Below are 19,358 nucleotides of genomic sequence, written 5' to 3'. Positions count from 1 at the left end.
TCCCCCGGCGCCCAGCGCGGTCCGTTTGCTCCGTTTGCCGGGAACCCCGTGTGAGCCCCTGTACGCGGGCGTTAGGCTCCGTCGCGTGTCGGAGGACCTGAGCGGGCGACGGCTGGGCCATTACCGGATCGACGGGGTGCTCGGCCGCGGTGGCATGAGCGTGACCTACAAGGCCACGGACGTCAGGCTCGGTCGCAAGGTCGCCCTGAAGGTCATCGGCGAGCACCTCACCGCGGACGCCGAGTTCCGGGAGCGGTTCGTCGACGAGGCGCGCAACACCTCGGCGATCGACCACGCCAACATCGTGCCGCTCTACGACTTCGACGAGGTCGACGGGCTGCTCTACATCGCCATGCGGCTGGTCGACGGGCAGGACCTCGCCAGCCACATCAAGGACGGCCCGCTCTCGCCCGCGCGCACCCTGACGCTGCTCGGCCAGGTCGCCGAAGCGCTCGACATGCTGCACGGCAAGGGCCTGGTCCACCTCGACGTGAAACCGGCCAACGTGCTGGTCACGACCAAGGAAGCCGCGGGCGAGCACGTCTACCTCGCCGACTTCGGCCTCACCCGGCGCGGCGCCACCGGGCACCGCACCCGCACCGGCGACTTCCTCGGCTCACCCACCTACGCCGCGCCCGAGCACCTGCGCGGCGAACCGCTCGACGGCCGCACCGACCAGTACGCGCTCGCGTGCATGGTGTTCGCGTGCCTGTCCGGGCGGCCGCCGTTCCAGGGCGGCGTGCAGGACGTCATCCAGGGGCACCTCGGCGCGGAGATCCCGCCGTTGACCTCGATGGTGTCGCTGCCGCCCGCCATCGACGACGTGCTGCGCAAGGGCACCTCCAAGGACCCGAACCAGCGCTACGGCTCGTGCGTGGAGCTGATCGCCGCGGCGCGCGTCGCGCTGCAGGGCGCGCCCCAGGGCGCCCCGCCGCCCCGTCGCACGGACTCCGGCGCGGTGCCCATGGGGCCGCAGACCGGCGGCGTGCCCGTGGCCCAGCAGCCCGGCGGCCCGTACCGGCAGCAGCCCTACCAGCAGCAACAGCCGCCCGGGTTCCTGCACGAGCCCGTGCGGCTGCGCCCGCCCGCGCAGGTCGGCGCGAGCGCGTTCACCACGTCCGCCAAGTCGCGGCCCGCGTGGTTCGCGCCCGTGATCGCCGGGGCGGTCGCGATCGTGCTCATCGTCATCCTCGTGGTGATCCTCACGCCGAAGGATGAACCTCCGCGACCCAGCGGCAACGGCGGCGACAGCGGCACCAGCCGATCCATCGAGGTCGGGGGCACGACGAGCAAGAGGGCGCTGCCCACGAGCGTGCCCGTCCGCACGTCCCGCTGACCAGCTCTTCTTGCACTCTCCTCCGTCGAGTGCTAAACACGGTGTTGGCACTCGGAACACCTGAGTGCCAACACGCAGGCTGGGACGGTGAGGCCCGTCCCCTGTTGGGGGCTGGTCGTCCGTCGCGGGCACCGAGCCTGGCCGAAGCACCGTGTTCCGCTGCGGGCGCGCGTCCGCAGTGGCCCCATTCGTAATCAGGCGGAGGAACACACCGCAATGGCCAAGATGATCGCGTTCGACGAGGATGCCCGCCGCGGTCTCGAGCGTGGCATGAACATTCTCGCCGACGCCGTCAAGGTGACGCTCGGCCCCAAGGGCCGCAACGTCGTGCTCGAGAAGAAGTGGGGCGCGCCGACCATCACCAACGACGGCGTCTCCATCGCCAAGGAGATCGAGCTCGAGGACCCGTGGGAGAAGATCGGGGCCGAGCTCGTCAAGGAAGTGGCGAAGAAGACCGACGACGTCGCGGGTGACGGCACCACGACCGCCACCGTGCTCGCCCAGGCTCTGGTCCGCGAGGGTTTGCGCAACGTGGCCGCGGGCGCCAACCCGCTCGGCCTCAAGCGCGGCATCGAGAAGGCCGTCGAGGCCGTGACCGAGCAGCTGCTGAAGACCGCCAAGGAGGTCGAGACCAAGGAGCAGATCGCCGCCACGGCGTCCATCTCCGCGGGCGACTCGACCATCGGCGAGCTCATCGCCGAGGCGATGGACAAGGTCGGCAAGGAAGGTGTCATCACCGTCGAGGAGAGCAACGCTCTCGGGCTCGAGCTCGAGCTCACCGAGGGCATGCGCTTCGACAAGGGTTACATCTCCGGTTACTTCGTGACCGACCCCGAGCGCCAGGAAGCGGTCCTCGAGGACCCGTACATCCTGCTCTACGGCTCGAAGATCTCGTCGGTGAAGGACCTGCTCCCGCTGCTGGAGAAGGTCATGCAGGGCGGCAAGCCGCTGCTGATCATCTCCGAGGACGTCGAGGGCGAGGCCCTGGCCACGCTGGTCGTCAACAAGATCCGCGGCACGTTCAAGTCCGTCGCCGTCAAGGCGCCCGGCTTCGGCGACCGCCGCAAGGCGATCCTGCAGGACATCGCGATCCTCACCGGTGGCCAGGTCATCACCGAGGACGTCGGCCTCAAGCTGGAGAACGCCGACCTGTCGCTGCTGGGCAAGGCGCGCAAGGTCGTCGTGACCAAGGACGAGACCACGGTCGTCGAGGGCGCCGGTGACCCGGAGCAGATCCAGGGCCGCGTCAACCAGATCCGCGCGGAGATCGAGAAGTCGGACTCCGACTACGACCGCGAGAAGCTGCAGGAGCGCCTGGCGAAGCTCGCCGGCGGTGTCGCGGTGATCAAGGCCGGCGCCGCCACCGAGGTGGAGCTCAAGGAGCGCAAGCACCGCATCGAGGACGCCGTCCGCAACGCGAAGGCCGCCGTCGAGGAGGGCATCGTCGCCGGTGGTGGCGTCGCGCTGCTGCAGGCCGCCGAGATCGCGTTCGCGGGCCTGAACCTCGAGGGTGACGAGGCGACCGGCGCGAACATCGTCAAGGTCGCCGTCGAGGCGCCGTTGAAGCAGATCGCCGTGAACGCCGGCCTCGAGGGCGGTGTCGTCGTGGAGAAGGTCAAGGGCCTGCCCGTCGGCCACGGCCTCAACGCCGCGACCGGTGTGTACGAGGACCTGCTGGCGGCCGGCGTGCCGGACCCGACGAAGGTCACGCGCTCGGCGCTGCAGAACGCCGCGTCGATCGCCGCGCTGTTCCTCACCACGGAGGCCGTGGTGGCGGACAAGCCGGAGAAGGCCGGCGCCGCGCCCGCCATGCCCGAGGGCGGCGGCATGGACTTCTGATCGACCAGGTCACCTGACCTAGGTTCGATCGGCTGAAGTTCACGAAGGGCCCGGTTCGCCTCTGGCGAACCGGGCCCTTCGCCGTGCCGGGGTGAGGTGGGATGGAGGCGTGGGAGGGCGGCGGCGTACACGATCGGGTGAGATCAACCAAAAAGTGTACGGAAACACCGTTACCGCCCCTCGGTTAGAACGAGACGGAACCCCGAACCACCCACCCGCCTACCCACCGCCTGACCCCCCGACCCCGCCAGTCCACCCCCGACGCCGCCAGTCCACCCCCGACGCCGCCAGTCCACCTTCGACCCCGCCAGTCCGCCCCCGGACCCCGCCAGTCGACCCTCGACGCCGCCAGTCCGCCCCCGGCCCCCGCCAGTCCGCCCCGACGCCCGCCGACCGTTGCCCGACATCACCTGCCCGGCATCACCTGCGCGACACCCTTGCCGGAACTCGAGGACTGGAGTTGACCACGTGCTCATCGCGCACCTGAGCGATCCGCACCTGCGGACGGATGCGTTGGCCGCCGAGCCGGCCGCGTCGTTGCACCGCGCGTTGGGAACGGTGCTCGCGTTGGATCCCCGGCCCGACTGCGTGGTGATCACCGGTGACCTCGCCGAGCACGGGCGGGTCGAGGAGTACTTGCGGTTGCGGGAGGTGATCGGGGCGTTTCCGTTGCCGCTGCACCTGGTCACCGGCAATCACGACAATCCGGCGGCGCTGCTGGAGGTGTTCGGGGGATCGTCGTTCCTCGGCGGCGGGTCGTCGGCGCACTACGCGGTCGCGCATGCGGAGGTCACGGTGGTCGCGCTCGACTCCTGGGTGGAGGGCAGTCCGGCCGGGCGGGTCGGTGACGAGCAGTTGTCGTGGCTGGACGACGTGCTCGCCCAGCGGCCCGATGTGCCCGCGTTCGTCTGCCTGCACCACCCGCCGGTGGCGGTCGGCATCCCGTTCCTCGACGGCATGCGGCTGCACGACGGGCCGGCGCTGGGTGAGGTGCTCGCCCGGCACGGCAACGTCGCCCGCGTCCTGGCCGGGCACGTGCACCGGGCGATCAGCGTGCCGTTCGCGGGCACGGTGGTGACGGTCGCGCCCAGCACCTACCGCCAGACGTCGCTGACCCTCCGCGCGGACCGGCAGATCGGGTACCTCGCGGAGCCCACCGGGTTCCTGTTGCACGTGGCGACCGAGTCCGGGTTCGCCACGCACACGGTTGCGGTCAGTGATGCGGGAGCGGTGATCGGGGCGTTCTGACGTGGGGGAATTCGCCTGGTCGGGTGGGGTGGTGGTGGCAGAAAGTTCAGGCCCCGAAACACACGAACGGGCGACGTAGAGGGTCCGCCGCAATGGCTTCGGCGAGGGCGTGGGACACCGGTTTGCCGTCCGCCAGCAACTTGTGGAACGTGCCCATGGTCATCGCGGCGGCCCGGTCGCCGACCTGGTTGACCGCGGCGACGACGGTGCGCGAGCCGCTCGCCAGCAGCGCGCCCGCGAATCCCAGCGCCTCGTCGCCCGGCCGGATGTGACTCAGCGCGAGCGAGCACGCCGCGAGGATCACTTGTTCGGGTGTGGTTCGGAGGCGGGCGGTCTCGTGGGCGAACAGCGGGCCGTCGGCCAGCTCCAGGCGTGAGAACAGGGCGTTGTCGGCGACGTGCTCGCCGTGCGCCGCGATGTGCGCCAGGCGGGCGCCGTCCAACGCGGCCAGGACGTCACTCACCGCTTCCGCCATCACCGCATCGGGGTACGTGCCGCGCAGGTCGCTCACCTCCCCGACCACCTCGGGCAGGTTCGGGCCGGCGACCAGCACGACCCGCTTCGCCGACGTCCGCGCCGCCATCGCGTTCAGCCACGCCGTCGCCGAAGGGGCGACCACGATCGGGCGACCGTGCAGCGACGGCAGGGTGTTCCACGGCACCGCGTACAGGTCACCGGTCGGCACGACGACCAGCTCGCGCTCGCCGATCAACCCGCCGAGCGGCCCGAACAGCGCCTCGTCCAACCGCTCCGCCCGCCGCGCCGCCGACGCCGCCACCGCCGCGGCGAGCAGCGGCGACAGGTGGTCCGGCCCGAGCACGTCGACATCGGCGTGCAACTGCCGCGCCGACTCGAACACCTGCGCCGTCCGCCCCAGCCGCACCAGCCTCGCCTCGCCGGCCACCAGCACGACCGCCGACAGGACGTCACGGTGCGTCACGAAGCTCACCATCGCGCGATCACCCAGGGCGGCACGCACCTCGGTCACCCCGCGCACCGGCCGCGGCCGGCCCCACACGCTCGTGTGCCACCCGAGCCGCGCCACCTCGCGCTGCAACTCGTCCAGCCGGGCCTCCAACTCCGCCACCGGCCGACCGTCCAACCGCGCCTGCTGCACCGCCCGCGACAACGACCGCGACTGCGCCACCCGCCGGGCCAACACCGGGTCGTCGATCGCCGGCAACGGCTCGTACCGGTACACCTGCGCCCGCGTGCGCTCCAGCCAGTCGAACGTCGCCTCCGCGTCGCCGTCGTGCTCCAGCACCAGCCCGACGGCGAGTTCGCCCAGCTCACGGCCGTGCACGGCGGTGCCGCAGAGCAGGTCCAGACCACCCATCCGATCACGGACGCGGCCGAGCTCGGCCAGGCCCTCCTCCGCTTCGCGCAACGCCGGCCCCGGCTCGCCGACGGCCACGGCCAGCTCGGCCCGGCACAGCCGCAGCAGCATCCGGTGGTCGATCGGGGTGATGGGGCCCGGCGCCGGCACCTGGTCCAGCAACGCGCGCGCGGCCTTGGTGTCGCCGCGCCGGATCGCCATCCGCACGGCGAGGAGCCTGGCGACGGAGGCCTCGTCGGTCAGCCCGACCGCGGTCAGCCGCTCGGCCAGCCGCGTCGCGCGGGCCGGGGTGACCCGCGCCGACACCCGCGCCGACACCCTCGTCGAGGCGCGGGTGGGCAGGGTCTCCGTTCGCTCCTGCGCGGGCACGAAGGGGTCGGCGGGGGAGGTGCGGCCGGCGGAGGAGGTGAGGGCGGCGGCGGGCGTGGGGGCGGCGCGGCCGTGGTCGGCCGGTTCGGTGGGGGCCGGTTCGGTGGGGGCCGGTTCGGTGGGGGCCGGTTCGGTGGGGGAGGTGTGGGCGGCGGACGGGGTGGGGATGGCGGTAGAGGAGGTCGAGGGAGGGGTGGCGGCGTCGGGCGGGCGGGTGGCGGAGGCGAACTCGGCCCGCATGCGCATCAGCGCGGCCAGTTCGGCCCACGACTTGCTGCCACGTCGGCGGAACCGGCGTTGGGCCTGGTCCGCCAGTTGACGCGCGGTGGTCGGGTCGTCTTGCAGCAGGGCCGCCGCGGCGCGGGCCAGTTCGGCCTCCGCCAGGTCCTGGCCGACCCGCCGCCGGCGCAGCACGACCAGCGCCTCGTCCAGGTGCCCGGCCGCCTCGTCCGCCAACCCCGCCGCCAGCATCACGCGCGCCCGGTCGATCTGGGTCCGGGCGACCAGGTCCGGCGCCAGCAGCCGGAACACCCGTTCGGCCTGCTCGTGGTACGCCAGCGCACGGGGCACGTCACCCGTCAGGTGGGCGATGTCGCCGAGGTTGCCCAGCGCCTTCGCCTTCATCAGCGGCAGGTCCTCGGCCTCGGCCAGCTCGATCGCCCGGCGCATGTCGCGCTCCGCCGCCTCCGGCAGGCCGAACGCGATGTTGGTCAGCCCGCGGTTCACCAGCGCCGTCGACAACGTCGCCGCGCCGACCGCGCCGGACGCCCACCCGGCCTCCAGGTCGCGCACCGACTCGTCGTACAGCGCGATCGCCTCGGCGGTCCGGCCGGCCCGGTGGAGGATCAGGGCCTCCTGGTCCTTCACGATCGCCCGCAGGCCGACCGCGTCCGGCCCCTCGGGCAGCGTGGCGATCAGCTCGGCCGCCGTCCGCAGGCGCGCCAGGCCGTCCTCGACCGAGTCCGTCTCCGCCTCGCCGTACGACAGCGTGATCAGGATCCGGATGCGGACCGTGGTCGCTTCGACGCTCGGCGACATCACGGGCAGTGCACGCAGCGCGCGGCGCAGGAGCGTCACCGCATCCGCAGGCCTTCCTCCCGATGCCGCTCGGAACGCCTGTTTGTGCAGGTCGACCGCCACTTCGACACCGTTCGAAGTGTGTGAGGAGACCGGCGTTGCAGCACGAGACACGGACACGTCCTTAATGCCAGCACAGAGAACGTGTCCGAGAAGCCGTCTTGTGGATGCTCTCCGTGCGCCGAACGGGTTACTCTCCGTGAGAACACCACCGGCCGACCCACCCGTGACGCCGTCCTCGCGGCCGTCTGGCGGAACCGTTCCTACAACATGATCGTCGGTGTCACGACCGTCCGCCCCGGCTCGCCGCGCGAGTTCACCAGGTGCACCACGATCTGCGTGGTGCCGGCGGGCACGTCGGACAGCACGAACCGGCCACCGTCGTCGGCTTTGGTGGTGCTCGACTCGTGCTCGGCCACCCGGACCTCGACGGTGTGCTCACCCGCGGGCACGAGCCAGCCGTCGATGCGGTGCCGCGCGCCGATGGAGGTGAAGTTCACCATCAACGTCAGGTTGTCCACGGTGAACGTGATGGTGCCGGGGCTGCCGCCGCGCACGCCCGCGAACGAGCCCGCGCGTTCCCAGCGGGCCACCTCGACGTCCAGGTTCTCCAGTGCCACCGCGAACTGGATCCGTTCGACGAGCCCCGGCGGGGGCGCGTCCAACTCGTACACCAGGCGGTTCAGTTCAGTGAGGACAGCGGTGTCCTCTTGGCCTCTGCGGTCATCGCGCGGGTCGATGTCGTTCACCGCGATCCTCCTTCCGCGTCGAGATGTGTGCGCAACATGGTCAGGCACCGACCCCGGGTGGGGCCGATGCTGCCGCGCGGCATGGACAGTGCTTCGGCGACCGCGCGGTACTCCGCCCGGCCGGCCAGCACGGTGAGCCGCAGAAGTTCCTGGCACTTCTGCGACAAACGACCGAAGGCCCGCCACAGCCGGTGGTCCCGGTCGTCGACCAGGGCGGCGTCCTCGGGCAGGCCGTACTCGCTTTCCAGTTGGTCCGCCAGCTCGTCGCTCAGCGCCGCTTCGCGGCGAGCCGGTGTCCAGGTCCGTTGGGCCTCGCGGCGCGTCGCGACGACGAGCCACCCGGCCAGCGCGCGCGGTTCGACCAGCCGGTCGAGGTGCCGCAGCAGCGCGAGCCAGACCGTCTGCACCACGTCCTCCGCGGTGCTGCGGTCCAGCCCGTGCCCTCGGGCGACGTGCCACACCAGTGGCGTCAGGTCGGCGACCAGCACGTCCAGGGCCCTGCGGTCCCCGTCGCGGGCGGCGACGACACAGGCCGCGTGCCGGTCCGTCCCGTCGAGCCCCTCCCACGGTGGGCGCTCACCGGCCGTGCGCAGTTCTCCCACGTCGTCACCTCCTTCTCGGCGTCCCCCAGCCGAAGCTGATCGTCACACACCCGCGCCGCCACCGGCGCGGCGGCGGTCCGCGATGCCCCCCTCGCACCGCGGACCGCCTCCCCCCATTGCGGGCGACCTCCGATCGGCACCCCTCGAAGCCGACCGACTGCCACCCCTTTTTTTCCTCCCCCAGAGGTTTCAGCTGCCCGCTACCGGAGCGCTCTCGGCGTCCACCGGCGCGCTGTGCGTCTGGTGGTGGCCGGTGGGCGTCACCGGTGGCACTTCGTCCAGGTCCTGCTCGGGGTCGAACTCGTCGACCAGCTCCTCGTCACCCGCGAACTGCTTCTCCAGCTCCACGGGATCCAGTTCGTCGACGCCAGGCGGATTGGCGGTCATGCGGCCTCCTCAGTCGGGGTGAGGACCGGTCATTAGGTAAGGAGTGAGTAGTTCTACGCGAGATACACGACTTCGCTTTAACAGTTCACTGATGTCGTCCGCGGCCCGGTGAGAGCTATGGTCCAGACCATGCTTGAGGTCATCGCACTGGACGCCGTCGACGCCGAGGCCGCGCAGGCCGGCGGCGCGCACCGGCTGGAACTCACCGTGGACATGGCCGCGGACGGGCTGACGCCGCCGGTCGCCGTGCTGCGGGACGTGCTCTCCGCGACCGACCTGCCGGTCCGGGTCATGCTGCGCGACGCGCCCGGTTTCGCGCCCGGCGACCTGGACGGGCTGCGGCGCGACGCGGCGGCGCTGCGCGAGGCGGGCGCGTCGGAGTTCGTGCTCGGCTTCCTCGACGCCGGCGGGCGGGTGGACGAGGCGGCGTGCGCGGCGCTGGTCGCCGAGCTGGACGGTTGCGCGTGGACGTTCCACCGCGCGCTGGACAACTCGGCGGACCCCGAGGCGGCGTGGACCGTCGTCGGTGGACTGGGCTGCGACACGGTGCTCGCGGCCGGCAGCGCGCGCGGGGTCGGCGACGGCCTGGCCGTGCTGGAGCGGTTGGCGGCGCGGCAGGGCCCGGTGCGGCTGCTGGTCGGCGGCGGGCTCAAGGCCGAGCACGTCGCGCCGCTGAAGGCCGTCGGCGTCACGGGGTTCCACGTCGGCGGCGCGGTGCGGCCAGGCGGGTGGGACGCCCCGGTGTCGGCCGACGCCGTCCGGACCTGGGCGAACTTGGTCTAGACCGCTTGCCGATGCGGACATTAGCATCGCCGTTGCTTCCCGTGAAATAGCCGTTGCACATCACGCAACACGGGACACCTGAAGGGTGGGCGAGATGCGGTTCGCAGGAGCAGTCGTCGTGGGCGCCGTCGTGCTGGCCGGGTGCGCCCCGGTCCAGTCCGGCTCGGCGCCGACCGGTGGTGACGAGCGGGCGGGTCAGCTGAAGGTCTGGCTGTTCGACGAGGTCAACCGGGGTCCGAAGGAGGAGGTCGTCAAGGAGGCGATCACCGAGTTCGAGCAGGGGCACCAGGGCGTCACGGTCGACGTCCAGTACATCCAGGTGCAGACCCGCGCCGAGCGGTTCAAGGCCGCGTTCAGCGACCCCGAGAGCGCGCCCGACGTGGCCGAGTTCGGCAACACCGACCTCGCGGGCTACGTCGCGGGCGGCGGGTTCGCCGAGCTCGACCTCGGCGGCTGGGACGAGGCGAAGGACCTGCTGCCCGCCGTCGTCGACACCGGCAAGGTGGACGGCAAGGTCTACGGCGTGCCCTGGTACGTCGGCGTGCGCGCGCTCTACTACCGCACCGACGTCTTCCAGGAGCTGAACCTCCAGCCACCGGCCACCCTGGCCGAGATCGCGCCGCTGGCCAGGAAGATCCGCGCCGCCAAGCCGGACCTGCTCGGCATCTCCGCCGGCGGCAAGTACACCTACGGCGCGATGCCGTTCGTGTGGGCCAACGGCGGCGACATCGCCCGCAAGGACGGCGACAAGTACGTCGCCACCATCGACAGCGCCGAGTCGAAGGCGGGCCTGCGCCAGTACACCGAGCTGATCGCGGACGACATCTGCCCGCCCGCCCAGTGCGCGGGCAACGGCGGCGACGCCAGCGTCGAGGCGTTCCGCGCGGGCAAGGCGGCGATGGTCGTGGGCGGCGACTTCAACCGCAAGTCGGTCGACGCGTCCGCCGCGGCGGGCAAGTACGCGGTCGTGCCGCTGCCGGGCAAGAACGCGGGCGACATCGCGCCGGCGTTCGCGGGCGGCAACCTGCTCGGCGTGCTGAAGGGCACCGACCGCCGGACGCTGGCCACCGAGTTCGTGCGCCTGCTGGGCGGCAAGGAGTACCAGCGCAAGATGTTCGACGCGATGGGGAACCTGCCGACGTTCGGCGACGTGCAGGCCGAGGTGGCGAAGGCCAACCCGGTGCTGGAACCGTTCATCGCGACCCTGGAGGCGGGCACGCGGTTCGTGCCGGTCACGCCGAACTGGGCCAAGATCGACGCCCAGGCGGTGCTGCCGACGTTGTTGCAGCAGGTCGCCGCCGGCGGTGAGGACCTCGACAAGGCAGCCGGGGACGCGGCCGAGCAGATGAACGCCGCCTTCGGCTCGTGATGCGGACGTCGAAGGGCGACGGGCGGATCGCGTTCGCCTACCTCGCCCCCGCGCTGCTGGTGCTGGTCGGGCTGATGGGCTACCCGATCTACCAGCTCGTGCTGATCTCCCTGTTCGACTACGGCCAGGAGCAGGTCAGCGGTGGCGCGCCGCTGACCTTCCTCGGCCTGGCCAACTACGCGACCCTGCTGTCGGACGAGCGGTTCTGGTCCGTGCTCGGGCAGACGGTCGGGTTCGCCGCGGTCTGCGTGGCGGGCACCCTGCTGGTCGGCGCCGCGCTGGCGGTGCTGGCCACCAGGGTCCGCACGTGGGCGCGGACGGTGCTGTTCCTGGCCGCGCTCGGCGCGTGGGCGACGCCGGCGGTGGCCGGGTCGACGATCTGGCTGTTCCTGTTCGACGCCAACTTCGGGTTCGTCAACGAGGTCCTGGGCACCACCGGGCTCTCCTGGACCTACGACAAGTGGACGGCGTTCGGGCTGGTCGCGGCCCAGGTGATCTGGTGCTCGTTCCCGTTCGTCATGGTCACCCTGTACGCGGGGATCAAGGCGATCCCGGGCGAGGTGCTGGAGGCCGCCGCGCTGGACGGCGCGAGCACGGCCAAGGCGGCCACCAAGGTGATCCTGCCGCTGCTGCGGCCACTGCTGATCGTGGTGACGATCCAGTCGGTCATCTGGGACTTCAAGGTGTTCACCCAGATCTACATCATGACCAACGGCGGCGGCATCGCGGGCCGCAACCTGGTGCTCAACGTCTACGCCTACCAGCAGGCGTTCGCCGCCTCGGAGTACGGGCTCGGCGCGAGCATCGGCGTGGTGATGACGGCGTTGCTGCTGCTCGTCACCCTCGGCTACCTGCGTGCGCTGCGGCGGAGCGGGGAGGCGCTGTGAACCGGCGTGCGTCGCGAGGACTGGCGGAAGCGGTCACGGTCGTCGTCGCGGCCGTGGTGGCGTTCCCGCTGTACTGGATGGTGCTCACGGCGCTGAAGCCGGAGGCTGAGGTGATCTCGGCCGACCCGCGGCCGTGGACGCTCGCGCCGACGCTCGACAGCTTCGTGCGCGCGTTGACCGTGCAGAGCTTCGGCCGCTACTTGCTCAACAGCGTGGTGGTGGCGGTCGCGGTGGTGCTGCTGAGCCTGCTGATCTCGTTCCTGGCGGCCACCGCGCTGACCCGGTTCCGGTTCCGCAGCCGCACCACGCTGCTGATCATGCTGCTGGTCGTGCAGATGGTCCCGGTCGAGGCGCTGACCATCCCGCTGTTCTTCCTCATGCGGTCGGTGCGGGACGTGGCGCCGGCGTTCGGGCTGAACCACCTCGGCTCGCTGGTGCTGGTGCACCTCGCGTTCAGCCTGCCGTTCGCGATCTGGATGCTGCGCGGGTTCGTCGCGGCCGTGCCGGTGGAGCTGGAGGAGGCGGCGACGCTGGACGGCGCGTCCCGGTTCCGGTTCCTGTGGCAGGTGCTGTTCCCGCTGGTGGCTCCCGGTTTGGTGGCGACGAGCGTGCTGTCGTTCATCCACGCGTGGAATGATTTCCTCTTCGCCAAGACGTTCATCATCTCGGCGGCGGAGAACCAGACGCTGCCGTTGGCGCTGCAGGTGTTCGTGAAACCCGATCAGAACGACTGGGGGGCGATCATGGCCGGTTCGACGTTGATGACGATCCCGGTGCTGCTGTTCTTCATCCTGGTGCAGCGCCGGCTGGTCGCGGGCCTGGCCGGGGCGGTGAAGTCGTGATCCTGCCGCGTCCCGTCTCGTTCACCCGCGGTGCGGGCGAGGTGCCGTTCGACGGCGCGTTCCAGGTCGAACGGGTGGCCGGTCCCGCCGAGGGGTACCGGCTGTCGGTGTCGGCGGACGGCGTGCGGGTGCGGGCGTCCGACGACGCCGGTGAGTTCTACGCGCGCCAGACGTTGCGGCAGCTGAGCGGGCCGGCGGCGTTCCGGGCGGTGGCTCCCGGCGCGGTGACGTTGCCGGTGTGCGAGGTCGAGGACCACCCGCGGTTCGCGTGGCGCGGCGTGATGCTGGACGTGGCGCGGCACTTCCTGCCCAAGCACGACCTGCTGCGGTACGTCGACCTGCTGGCCGTGCACAAGCTGAACGTGCTGCACCTGCACCTGACCGACGACCAGGGCTGGCGGTTCGAGTCGCGGCGCTTCCCCCGGCTGCACGAGGTCGGCGGGTGGCGGCCGGACTCGCGGTTCGGCGACCGGCGTTCCGGTGGCATGGCCGGGCGGCCCCACGGCGGCTACTACACCCAGGACGACCTGCGGGAAGTCGTCGCCTACGCGGCGCAGCGGCACATCGCGGTGGTGCCGGAGATCGACGTGCCGGGGCACAGCCAGGCGGCCATCGCGGCGTACCCGGAGCTCGGCGCGTCCGGCGGCGGCGTGTGGACGGACTGGGGGATCAACCCGAACGTGCTGCGGGCCGACGAGTCCACAGTGGACTTCTACCGGCAGGTGTTCGACGAGCTGCTGGACGTGTTCCCGTCCGAGGTCGTCGGGCTCGGCGGCGACGAGGCCGAGGGCGGTGACGGCCGGTTCGTCCGGCGCATCGCCCAGCACCTGCACCAGCGCGGGCGGCGGCCGTTCGGGTGGGACGAGGTGCTCGGCGTCGGACCCCTGCCGACCCGCACGATCGTGGCGTCGTGGCGCGGCGAGGACGCCGGCCTGACCGCGCTGGACCGCGGCCACGACGTCGTGATGTGCCCGGAGGAGCACGTCTACCTGGACTACCGGCAGTCCGACCACCCCGACGAGCCGATCCCCGTCGGCACCGTCACGACCCTGGAGGACGTCTACCGCTACGAGCCGGCGGCGGCGGACCGGGTGCTCGGGGCGCAGGCGAACCTGTGGACCGAACACCTCGACTCGCCGCGGCGCCTCGACTACGCCGCGTTCCCCCGGTTGAGCGCGTTCGCCGAGGTGGTGTGGAGCCCCGCCGGGCGCGACGAGGCGGAGTTCCTGACCCGGCTGGCCGAGCACCACCTGCCGCGGCTCGACGCGCTCGGCGTCGAGTACCGCCCCCTCGACGGTCCCCGGCCGTGGCAGGCGCTGCCGGGCGTGCCCGGCCACCCGCGGTGATCAGTCCTCCTCGGGCATGAGGATCCAGCAGGCGAGGTAGAGGATCGCGCCCGCGCCGAACCCGAAGAGGGTGGCGGCGACCAGCAGGATGCGGACCAGCGCCGCGTCCACGCCGAGCAGCTTGGCGACGCCGCCGCACACGCCCGCGACCATCTTGTCGGTCCGGCTGCGGCGGAGCTTCTTGACCTTGTCGGTGGCTTGGTTGAGCACGTCGTTCGTCATGGCTCAAGAGTGCGCCGCGGGGGCCGTCCGGGGCATCGGGGACGCACCCTGACTTCACCCGGACCCCCGTTCTCAGGGTGTCACGAGGACCTTGCCCCTGAGGTCGCCCGCCTCGGCGCGGCGGTGCAGTTCGGGCAGGTGGGCGAGGCCGTGGCGTTCGGACACGTCGACCACCACGACGCCTTGGTCGACCAGGGCGACCAGGGCGGTGAGCTGAGCGGGGTCGAAGCGGGTCACGAAGTGGGCGTCGGGTGCGTCGCTCATGGTCGCGGAGACGACGACGCCGCCCAGCCGTGCCACTTCGGCGTCCGCGACGAGGTTGAGCACGACGTCGAACCGCCCGGTCGGTCCGTAGCCGACGACCTCGTCCGCGCCCAGCTCGCGCACGGCGCCGGCGCTGCGCGGGGACGCGGTGGCGGTGACGTGCGCGCCCGCGTGCTTGGCCAGCTGCACCGCGAACCCGCCGATGCCGCCGCCCGCGCCGTTGACCAGGACGCGGTGGCCCGGCCGGACGTCCCCGTGCTCGAACACCATCTGCCACGCGCTGAGGCCGGCCAGGGGCAGGGCGGCTGCGTCGGCCAGCGGGATGGCGCGCGGCGCGGTGACGAGCCGGTCGGGGGTGGTGACGGCGTACTCGGCCGCCGCGCCGTCGATCCAGCCGACCACCGGCTCGCCGTCGACCGTGCCGGCCACGTCCCACCCGGGCGTGTGGGGCAGCGGGACGTCGACCAGGCCCCGCCGCACGGCGACTTCCGTCGGGTTGAACGAGGTCGCGGCCACCCGCACCAGCACCTCGCCGGGAGCGGGTTCGGGGATCGGGACGTCGTCGACCACGATCACGTCCGGGCCGCCGTGGGTGTGGATGCGTGCGCTCTTCATGCTGTCGAACGTAGGCAGTGCCGGAGAGACGATCCATGCTTCCGAGTCCTGTTTTCCTGTCTAATCGTCTTCGTGGACGTGCTCAGCGACGTGATCGCGGTGATGCGGACCGGCCGTCCCGTGGTCGCCCGGGTGGCGTGGGAGGAGCCGTGGGCGCAGCGGTTCGCGCCGGTGCCGGGCGCGTCCGGGTTCCAGGTCGTGCTGGCGGGCACGTGCTGGCTCGTGCGCGACCACGCCGATCCGGTCGAGCTGCGCGCCGGTGACGTCGTGTTCCTGCCCGACGGGCGGGGGCACGTGCTCGCGGACAGCCCCACCACGCCCGTGGTCGGCGAGGCGTGCGACCCGGACGACCCGGACTTCGTCGCCGACCACCCCGTGCCCGCGCACCCGACCGCGGTCACGTTGTGCGGCGCGTACGAGCTGGAGCACGGCGTCCACCCGTTGCTGCGGGACCTGCCCCACACCGTGCTCGTGTCCGGCCCGGAGCTGCACGCCGCCGTCACGCTGCTGGCCGGCGAGCTCGAACACCCGCGCCTGGGCTCCGACGCCCTCGTCCCGGCCCTGCTCGACACGCTCCTGCTCTACCTGCTGCGCACGTGGTTCACCGGGGCCGACCGGACCACGGGCTGGGCCGCCGCGCTGAACGACCCCGTCACCGCGACCGCGTTGCACCACATCCACCGCGACCCCGGGCACCCGTGGACGGTGGCGGAGCTGGCGGCGGCCGCCGGCCTGTCACGGGCGCCGTTCGCCAAGCGCTTCACCGCGCTGGTGGGCCAACCACCGCTGACCTACCTGACGTGGTGGCGCATGACCACCGCCGCCCGCCTGCTCAGGGACACCGACGCGCCGCTGGCGCGGATCGCCGGCCAGGTCGGCTACACCTCGGAGTTCGCCTTCGCCGCCGCGTTCAAGCGCGCCCACGGCACCGCGCCGGGCCGCTACCGGCGCGAACGGGCGACTTCCCGGCGATCGAGCCGACGCCCGCGGCGCGGCGGCAAAATGACACCGTGACGCCAGAGGAGCTCGCCGCCGGGCTGGACCGCGCCGGCTACCTGCCCGACCAGGGCATCGCGACCGCCGCCTACCTGGCGTTGCGCATGCACCGGCCGTTGTTCTGCGAGGGCGAGCCGGGCACCGGCAAGACGTCCCTGGCCGTCGCGCTCGCCCAAGCCCTCGACCTGCCCCTGATCCGGCTCCAGTGCCACGAGGGCATCGACGCCACCCAGGCCCTCTACGACTGGGACTTCCCCCGCCAGCTCCTGCACCTGCGCGCCCTCGAAGCCGCCGGGCCCGTCGACGCCGAGCAGGCCGAAGCCTCCCTCTACACCCGCCGCTTCCTCCTCGCCCGGCCGCTCCTGCGAGCCCTCGAAGACGCGCCGTGCGTCCTGCTCGTGGACGAGGTGGACCGGGCCGACGACGAGTTCGAGGCGTTCCTGCTGGAAGTGCTCGGCGAGAACGCGGTGACGATCCCCGAACTGGGCCGCGTCACCGCGAAGACCCCGCCGCTGGTCGTGCTCACGTCCAACCGCACGCGCGAGGTGCACGACGCCCTCAAGCGCCGCTGCCTCTACCACTGGCTGGAACACCCCGACCTGGCCCGCGAGGTCGCCATCCTCCGCCGCCGGCTGCCGGGCGTCACCGAACGGCTCGCGCACCAGGTGGCGTCAGCCGTGCGGCGGTTGCGCGACCTGGACCTCCTCAAGCCGCCGGGCGTCGCGGAGTCCCTGGACTGGGCCGAAGCCCTGCTCACCCTGGGCCGGACCGAACTGGACGCGGAATCGGCGGCGACCACGCTCGGTGCCGTCCTCAAGTACCGGGAGGACGCCCAGCGCGCCCTTTCAGCCGGTGTGCTCGGCGGCGTGACCGGGAGCACAATCGTGGGATGACGGGAGCCGGGGCGTCCATCGGGCTCGTGGGGTTCGCCCGCGCGCTCCGGCACGGTGGCGTCGCGTGCGGGCCGGACCGGGTGCAGGCGTTCGTCGCGGCGGTCGACGTCCTCGACGTGGCACGGCGCGAGGACGTCTACTGGGCCGGCCGGGTGACGCTGTGCGGCGAGCCCGACGACCTGCCCCGGTACGACGCGGCGTTCGCGGCCTGGTTCGGCGGGGTGCCACCCGCGGCACCGGGCAGGCGCGTCCGGCAGACCAGCCACCTGGCCGCGCTCGGCGACGGGGCGGGCGGCCGGAGCGGTCGGCGGGCGCCCGCGGTGAAGGCGGCCGCCAGTGACGTGGAAGTGCTGCGGCGCAAGGACATCGCCACGCTCAGCCCCGCCGAGAAGCGACACCTGGACGAACTGCTGGCCGTCCTCGAACCCGTCCCGCCGAAGAGGCGCGCGCTGCGCCGGACACCGGCACGGCGAGGCGTGATCGACCCGCGCCGCACCCTTAAGGACATGCTCGCCACCGGCGAGCCGACCCGGCCGCGCCACCGCCGCCGCGCCACCCGGCCCCGCAAGGTCGTGCTGCTGATCGACGTCTCCGGCTCGATGAAGCCCTACGCCGACGCGCTGCTCCGCTTCGCGCACGTCGTCGCCCGCCGCATGCCCGTCGAGGTCTGCACGCTCGGCACCCGCCTGACCCGCGTCACCCGCCAGCTGCGCCACCGCGACCCCGGGCAGGCCCTGGCCGCCGCCGCGCGCGCCGTGCCCGACTACGAGGGCGGCACCCGGCTCGGCGAGACGCTCAAGGCGTTCCTCGACCGCTGGGGCCAACGCGGGGCCGCACGCCGTGCCGTCGTGGTCATCTGCTCGGACGGCTGGGAACGCGGCGACGCGGCCCTGCTCGCCGAGCAGGCCCGACGGCTCAAGCGGCTCGCGCACAAGGTCGTGTGGGTCAACCCGCACGCCGGCCACGACGGGTACCGGCCGGTGCAGTCCGGCATCGCCGCGGCCCTGCCGCACCTGGACCGGCTGCTCGCCGGCCACAGCCTCGACACCCTGCACGCCCTGCTGGAGGAGGTTCGACTTGCGTGATGTCCTCGCCGAACTGGCCGATCGCGTCGACCGGGGGGAGACGGTCGGCGTCGGCACGGTGGTCGCCACGTTCAGCTCCGCGCCCCGCCCACCCGGGGCGGCGATGCTGGTCGGCGCGGACGGCGCCGTCGTCGGCAGCGTCTCCGGCGGCTGCGTCGAAGGCGCCGTCTACGAGCTGGCCCAAGAGGTGGTGCGGACCGACCAGCCGGTCCTCCAGCGCTACGGCGTGACCGACGACGACGCGTTCGCGGTGGGGCTGACCTGCGGCGGGATCATCGACGTCTACGTCGAGCCGGTCAACCGGCTGACCTTCCCCGAACTGCCCGAGGTCCTGGAGACGGTCCGCGCCCAGGAACCGGTGGCCATCGCCACGATCGTGGAACACCCCGAGTGGGTCGGCCGGCGGGTGGTCGTCTGGCCCGACCGCGCCACCGGCGACATCCCCTCGGCCCGCGCCCGCGACGCCATCACCGACGACGCCCGCGGCCTGCTCGCCACCGGCCGCAGCGGCACCCTGCACTACGGGCCCGACGGGCAGCGGCGCGGCGAGGGCATGGCGGTGTTCGTGAACTCGTTCGAGCCGCCGCCCCGGATGCTGGTGTTCGGCGCGATCGACTTCGCCGCCGCCGTGGCCAGGCTGGGCGCGTTCCTCGGCTACCGCGTCACGGTGTGCGACGCGCGCCCGGTGTTCGCCACGAAGAGCCGGTTCCCCGAAGCCGACGAGGTGGTCGTCGACTGGCCGCACCGCTACCTCGCCGGGCAGGCCGACGCCGGGAAGGTGGACGAGCGCACGGTCGTCGCGGTGCTCACCCACGACCCGAAGTTCGACGTGCCGCTGCTGGAGGTCGCGCTGCGCCTCAAGCTCGGCTACGTCGGCGCGATGGGCTCCCGCCGCACGCACGACGACCGGCTGCGCCGGCTGCGCGAGGCGGGCCTGGCCGAGGGCGAGCTGGCCAGGCTCGCGTCCCCGATCGGCCTCGACCTCGGCGCGCGCACGCCCGAGGAGACGGCGGTGTCGATCGCCGCGGAGATCATCGCGCTGCGCTGGGGCGGGGGAGGTGGGCGACTGGCCCGGACGGACGGCTCCATCCACAAGTGAGGGGGTTGTTTGAC

At 72.5% G+C, this 19,358-nt stretch carries 18 protein-coding genes; 12 read left to right on the top strand and 6 right to left on the bottom strand.

The genetic code is table 11. The features are described 5' to 3' along the window. Positions 1–85: 85 nt before the first annotated feature. The 3 genes from AB0I91_RS18010 to AB0I91_RS18000 all read left to right on the top strand — a co-directional run bounded on the left by AB0I91_RS18010 (position 86) and on the right by AB0I91_RS18000 (position 4,423). Positions 86–1,336 (top strand): serine/threonine protein kinase, encoded by a 1,251-nt coding sequence (locus tag AB0I91_RS18010; protein ID WP_498777714.1) that lies wholly within the window; start codon positions 86–88, stop codon positions 1,334–1,336. A 216-nt stretch (positions 1,337–1,552) separates the two neighbouring features. After that, positions 1,553–3,175, top strand: coding sequence for a chaperonin GroEL (gene groL / locus AB0I91_RS18005; protein WP_498777712.1), 1,623 nt, complete (start codon positions 1,553–1,555; stop codon positions 3,173–3,175). Between the two features lie 468 nt (positions 3,176–3,643). Next, positions 3,644–4,423 (top strand): phosphodiesterase, encoded by a 780-nt coding sequence (locus AB0I91_RS18000; protein ID WP_498777710.1) that lies wholly within the window; start codon positions 3,644–3,646, stop codon positions 4,421–4,423. A gap of 46 nt (positions 4,424–4,469) precedes the next feature. Here AB0I91_RS18000 and AB0I91_RS17995 read toward each other — a convergent pair whose 3' ends face one another. The 4 genes from AB0I91_RS17995 to AB0I91_RS17980 form a co-directional block, all read right to left on the bottom strand. Next, positions 4,470–7,205 (bottom strand): CHAT domain-containing protein, encoded by a 2,736-nt coding sequence (locus AB0I91_RS17995; RefSeq protein ID WP_499637576.1) that lies wholly within the window; start codon positions 7,203–7,205, stop codon positions 4,470–4,472. Positions 7,206–7,468: 263 nt separating this feature from the next. Next, positions 7,469–7,891: a carboxypeptidase regulatory-like domain-containing protein gene (locus AB0I91_RS17990; protein ID WP_268997141.1), complete on the bottom strand. Its 423-nt coding sequence runs from the start codon at positions 7,889–7,891 to the stop codon at positions 7,469–7,471. Positions 7,892–7,950: 59 nt separating this feature from the next. Then, on the bottom strand, positions 7,951–8,556 hold the full coding sequence (locus tag AB0I91_RS17985; protein ID WP_230569746.1) for an RNA polymerase sigma factor: 606 nt from the start codon (positions 8,554–8,556) through the stop codon (positions 7,951–7,953). Positions 8,557–8,745: 189 nt separating this feature from the next. Then, positions 8,746–8,943: a hypothetical protein gene (locus AB0I91_RS17980; protein ID WP_498777706.1), complete on the bottom strand. Its 198-nt coding sequence runs from the start codon at positions 8,941–8,943 to the stop codon at positions 8,746–8,748. Between the two features lie 129 nt (positions 8,944–9,072). On the opposite strand from AB0I91_RS17980, the gene AB0I91_RS17975 reads away from it, so the two are divergent. The 5 genes from AB0I91_RS17975 (at position 9,073) to AB0I91_RS17955 (ending at position 14,170) form a co-directional block, all read left to right on the top strand. Next, positions 9,073–9,726 carry a copper homeostasis protein CutC gene (locus AB0I91_RS17975; protein WP_499612011.1) on the top strand — a complete coding sequence of 218 codons (654 nt, stop codon included), beginning with the start codon at positions 9,073–9,075 and terminating at the stop codon, positions 9,724–9,726. A 94-nt stretch (positions 9,727–9,820) separates the two neighbouring features. Beyond that, positions 9,821–11,095 (top strand): extracellular solute-binding protein, encoded by a 1,275-nt coding sequence (locus AB0I91_RS17970; protein WP_499637573.1) that lies wholly within the window; start codon positions 9,821–9,823, stop codon positions 11,093–11,095. Beyond that, a complete protein-coding gene (locus AB0I91_RS17965; RefSeq protein ID WP_499612093.1) occupies positions 11,095–11,982 on the top strand; it encodes a carbohydrate ABC transporter permease in 888 nt (295 codons plus the stop codon). The genes AB0I91_RS17970 and AB0I91_RS17965 overlap by 1 nt, the downstream gene beginning before the upstream one ends. After that, a complete protein-coding gene (locus AB0I91_RS17960) occupies positions 11,979–12,824 on the top strand; it encodes a carbohydrate ABC transporter permease (RefSeq protein WP_498777700.1) in 846 nt (281 codons plus the stop codon). The genes AB0I91_RS17965 and AB0I91_RS17960 overlap by 4 nt, the downstream gene beginning before the upstream one ends. Continuing rightward, positions 12,821–14,170 (top strand): beta-N-acetylhexosaminidase, encoded by a 1,350-nt coding sequence (locus AB0I91_RS17955; protein ID WP_498777698.1) that lies wholly within the window; start codon positions 12,821–12,823, stop codon positions 14,168–14,170. The genes AB0I91_RS17960 and AB0I91_RS17955 overlap by 4 nt, the downstream gene beginning before the upstream one ends. On the opposite strand, the gene AB0I91_RS17950 is transcribed toward AB0I91_RS17955, so the two are convergent. Together AB0I91_RS17950 and AB0I91_RS17945 are read right to left on the bottom strand one after the other, a co-directional pair. Beyond that, positions 14,171–14,392: a PspC domain-containing protein gene (locus AB0I91_RS17950; protein WP_230569752.1), complete on the bottom strand. Its 222-nt coding sequence runs from the start codon at positions 14,390–14,392 to the stop codon at positions 14,171–14,173. Between the two features lie 72 nt (positions 14,393–14,464). Next, positions 14,465–15,271, bottom strand: coding sequence for an NADP-dependent oxidoreductase (locus tag AB0I91_RS17945; RefSeq protein WP_498777696.1), 807 nt, complete (start codon positions 15,269–15,271; stop codon positions 14,465–14,467). Positions 15,272–15,343: 72 nt separating this feature from the next. Between AB0I91_RS17945 and AB0I91_RS17940 the strand changes: the two genes are divergently transcribed. Genes AB0I91_RS17940 through AB0I91_RS17925 form a run of 4 tightly spaced genes read left to right on the top strand, consistent with a single transcriptional unit; the run spans position 15,344 to position 19,344 of the window. Further along, the gene (locus AB0I91_RS17940; protein ID WP_499637570.1) at positions 15,344–16,285 is read left to right on the top strand and encodes an AraC family transcriptional regulator; all 942 of its coding nucleotides are present in this window, start codon (positions 15,344–15,346) and stop codon (positions 16,283–16,285) included. After that, positions 16,282–17,160 carry an AAA family ATPase gene (locus tag AB0I91_RS17935; protein WP_499612020.1) on the top strand — a complete coding sequence of 293 codons (879 nt, stop codon included), beginning with the start codon at positions 16,282–16,284 and terminating at the stop codon, positions 17,158–17,160. The genes AB0I91_RS17940 and AB0I91_RS17935 overlap by 4 nt, the downstream gene beginning before the upstream one ends. Beyond that, positions 17,157–18,245: a vWA domain-containing protein gene (locus AB0I91_RS17930; RefSeq protein ID WP_499637567.1), complete on the top strand. Its 1,089-nt coding sequence runs from the start codon at positions 17,157–17,159 to the stop codon at positions 18,243–18,245. The genes AB0I91_RS17935 and AB0I91_RS17930 overlap by 4 nt, the downstream gene beginning before the upstream one ends. Beyond that, positions 18,238–19,344 (top strand): XdhC family protein, encoded by a 1,107-nt coding sequence (locus AB0I91_RS17925; protein WP_498777687.1) that lies wholly within the window; start codon positions 18,238–18,240, stop codon positions 19,342–19,344. Before AB0I91_RS17930 ends, AB0I91_RS17925 begins: the two co-directional genes overlap by 8 nt. The last annotated feature ends 14 nt before the right edge of the window (positions 19,345–19,358 follow it).

Origin of the sequence: Actinosynnema sp. NPDC049800 (assembly GCF_040656635.1) — a bacterium.
Lineage (GTDB): Bacteria > Actinomycetota > Actinomycetes > Mycobacteriales > Pseudonocardiaceae > Actinosynnema.
Note: the sequence above shows the minus strand (reverse complement) of the source record. Positions and strands in the feature narration are given on the sequence as shown.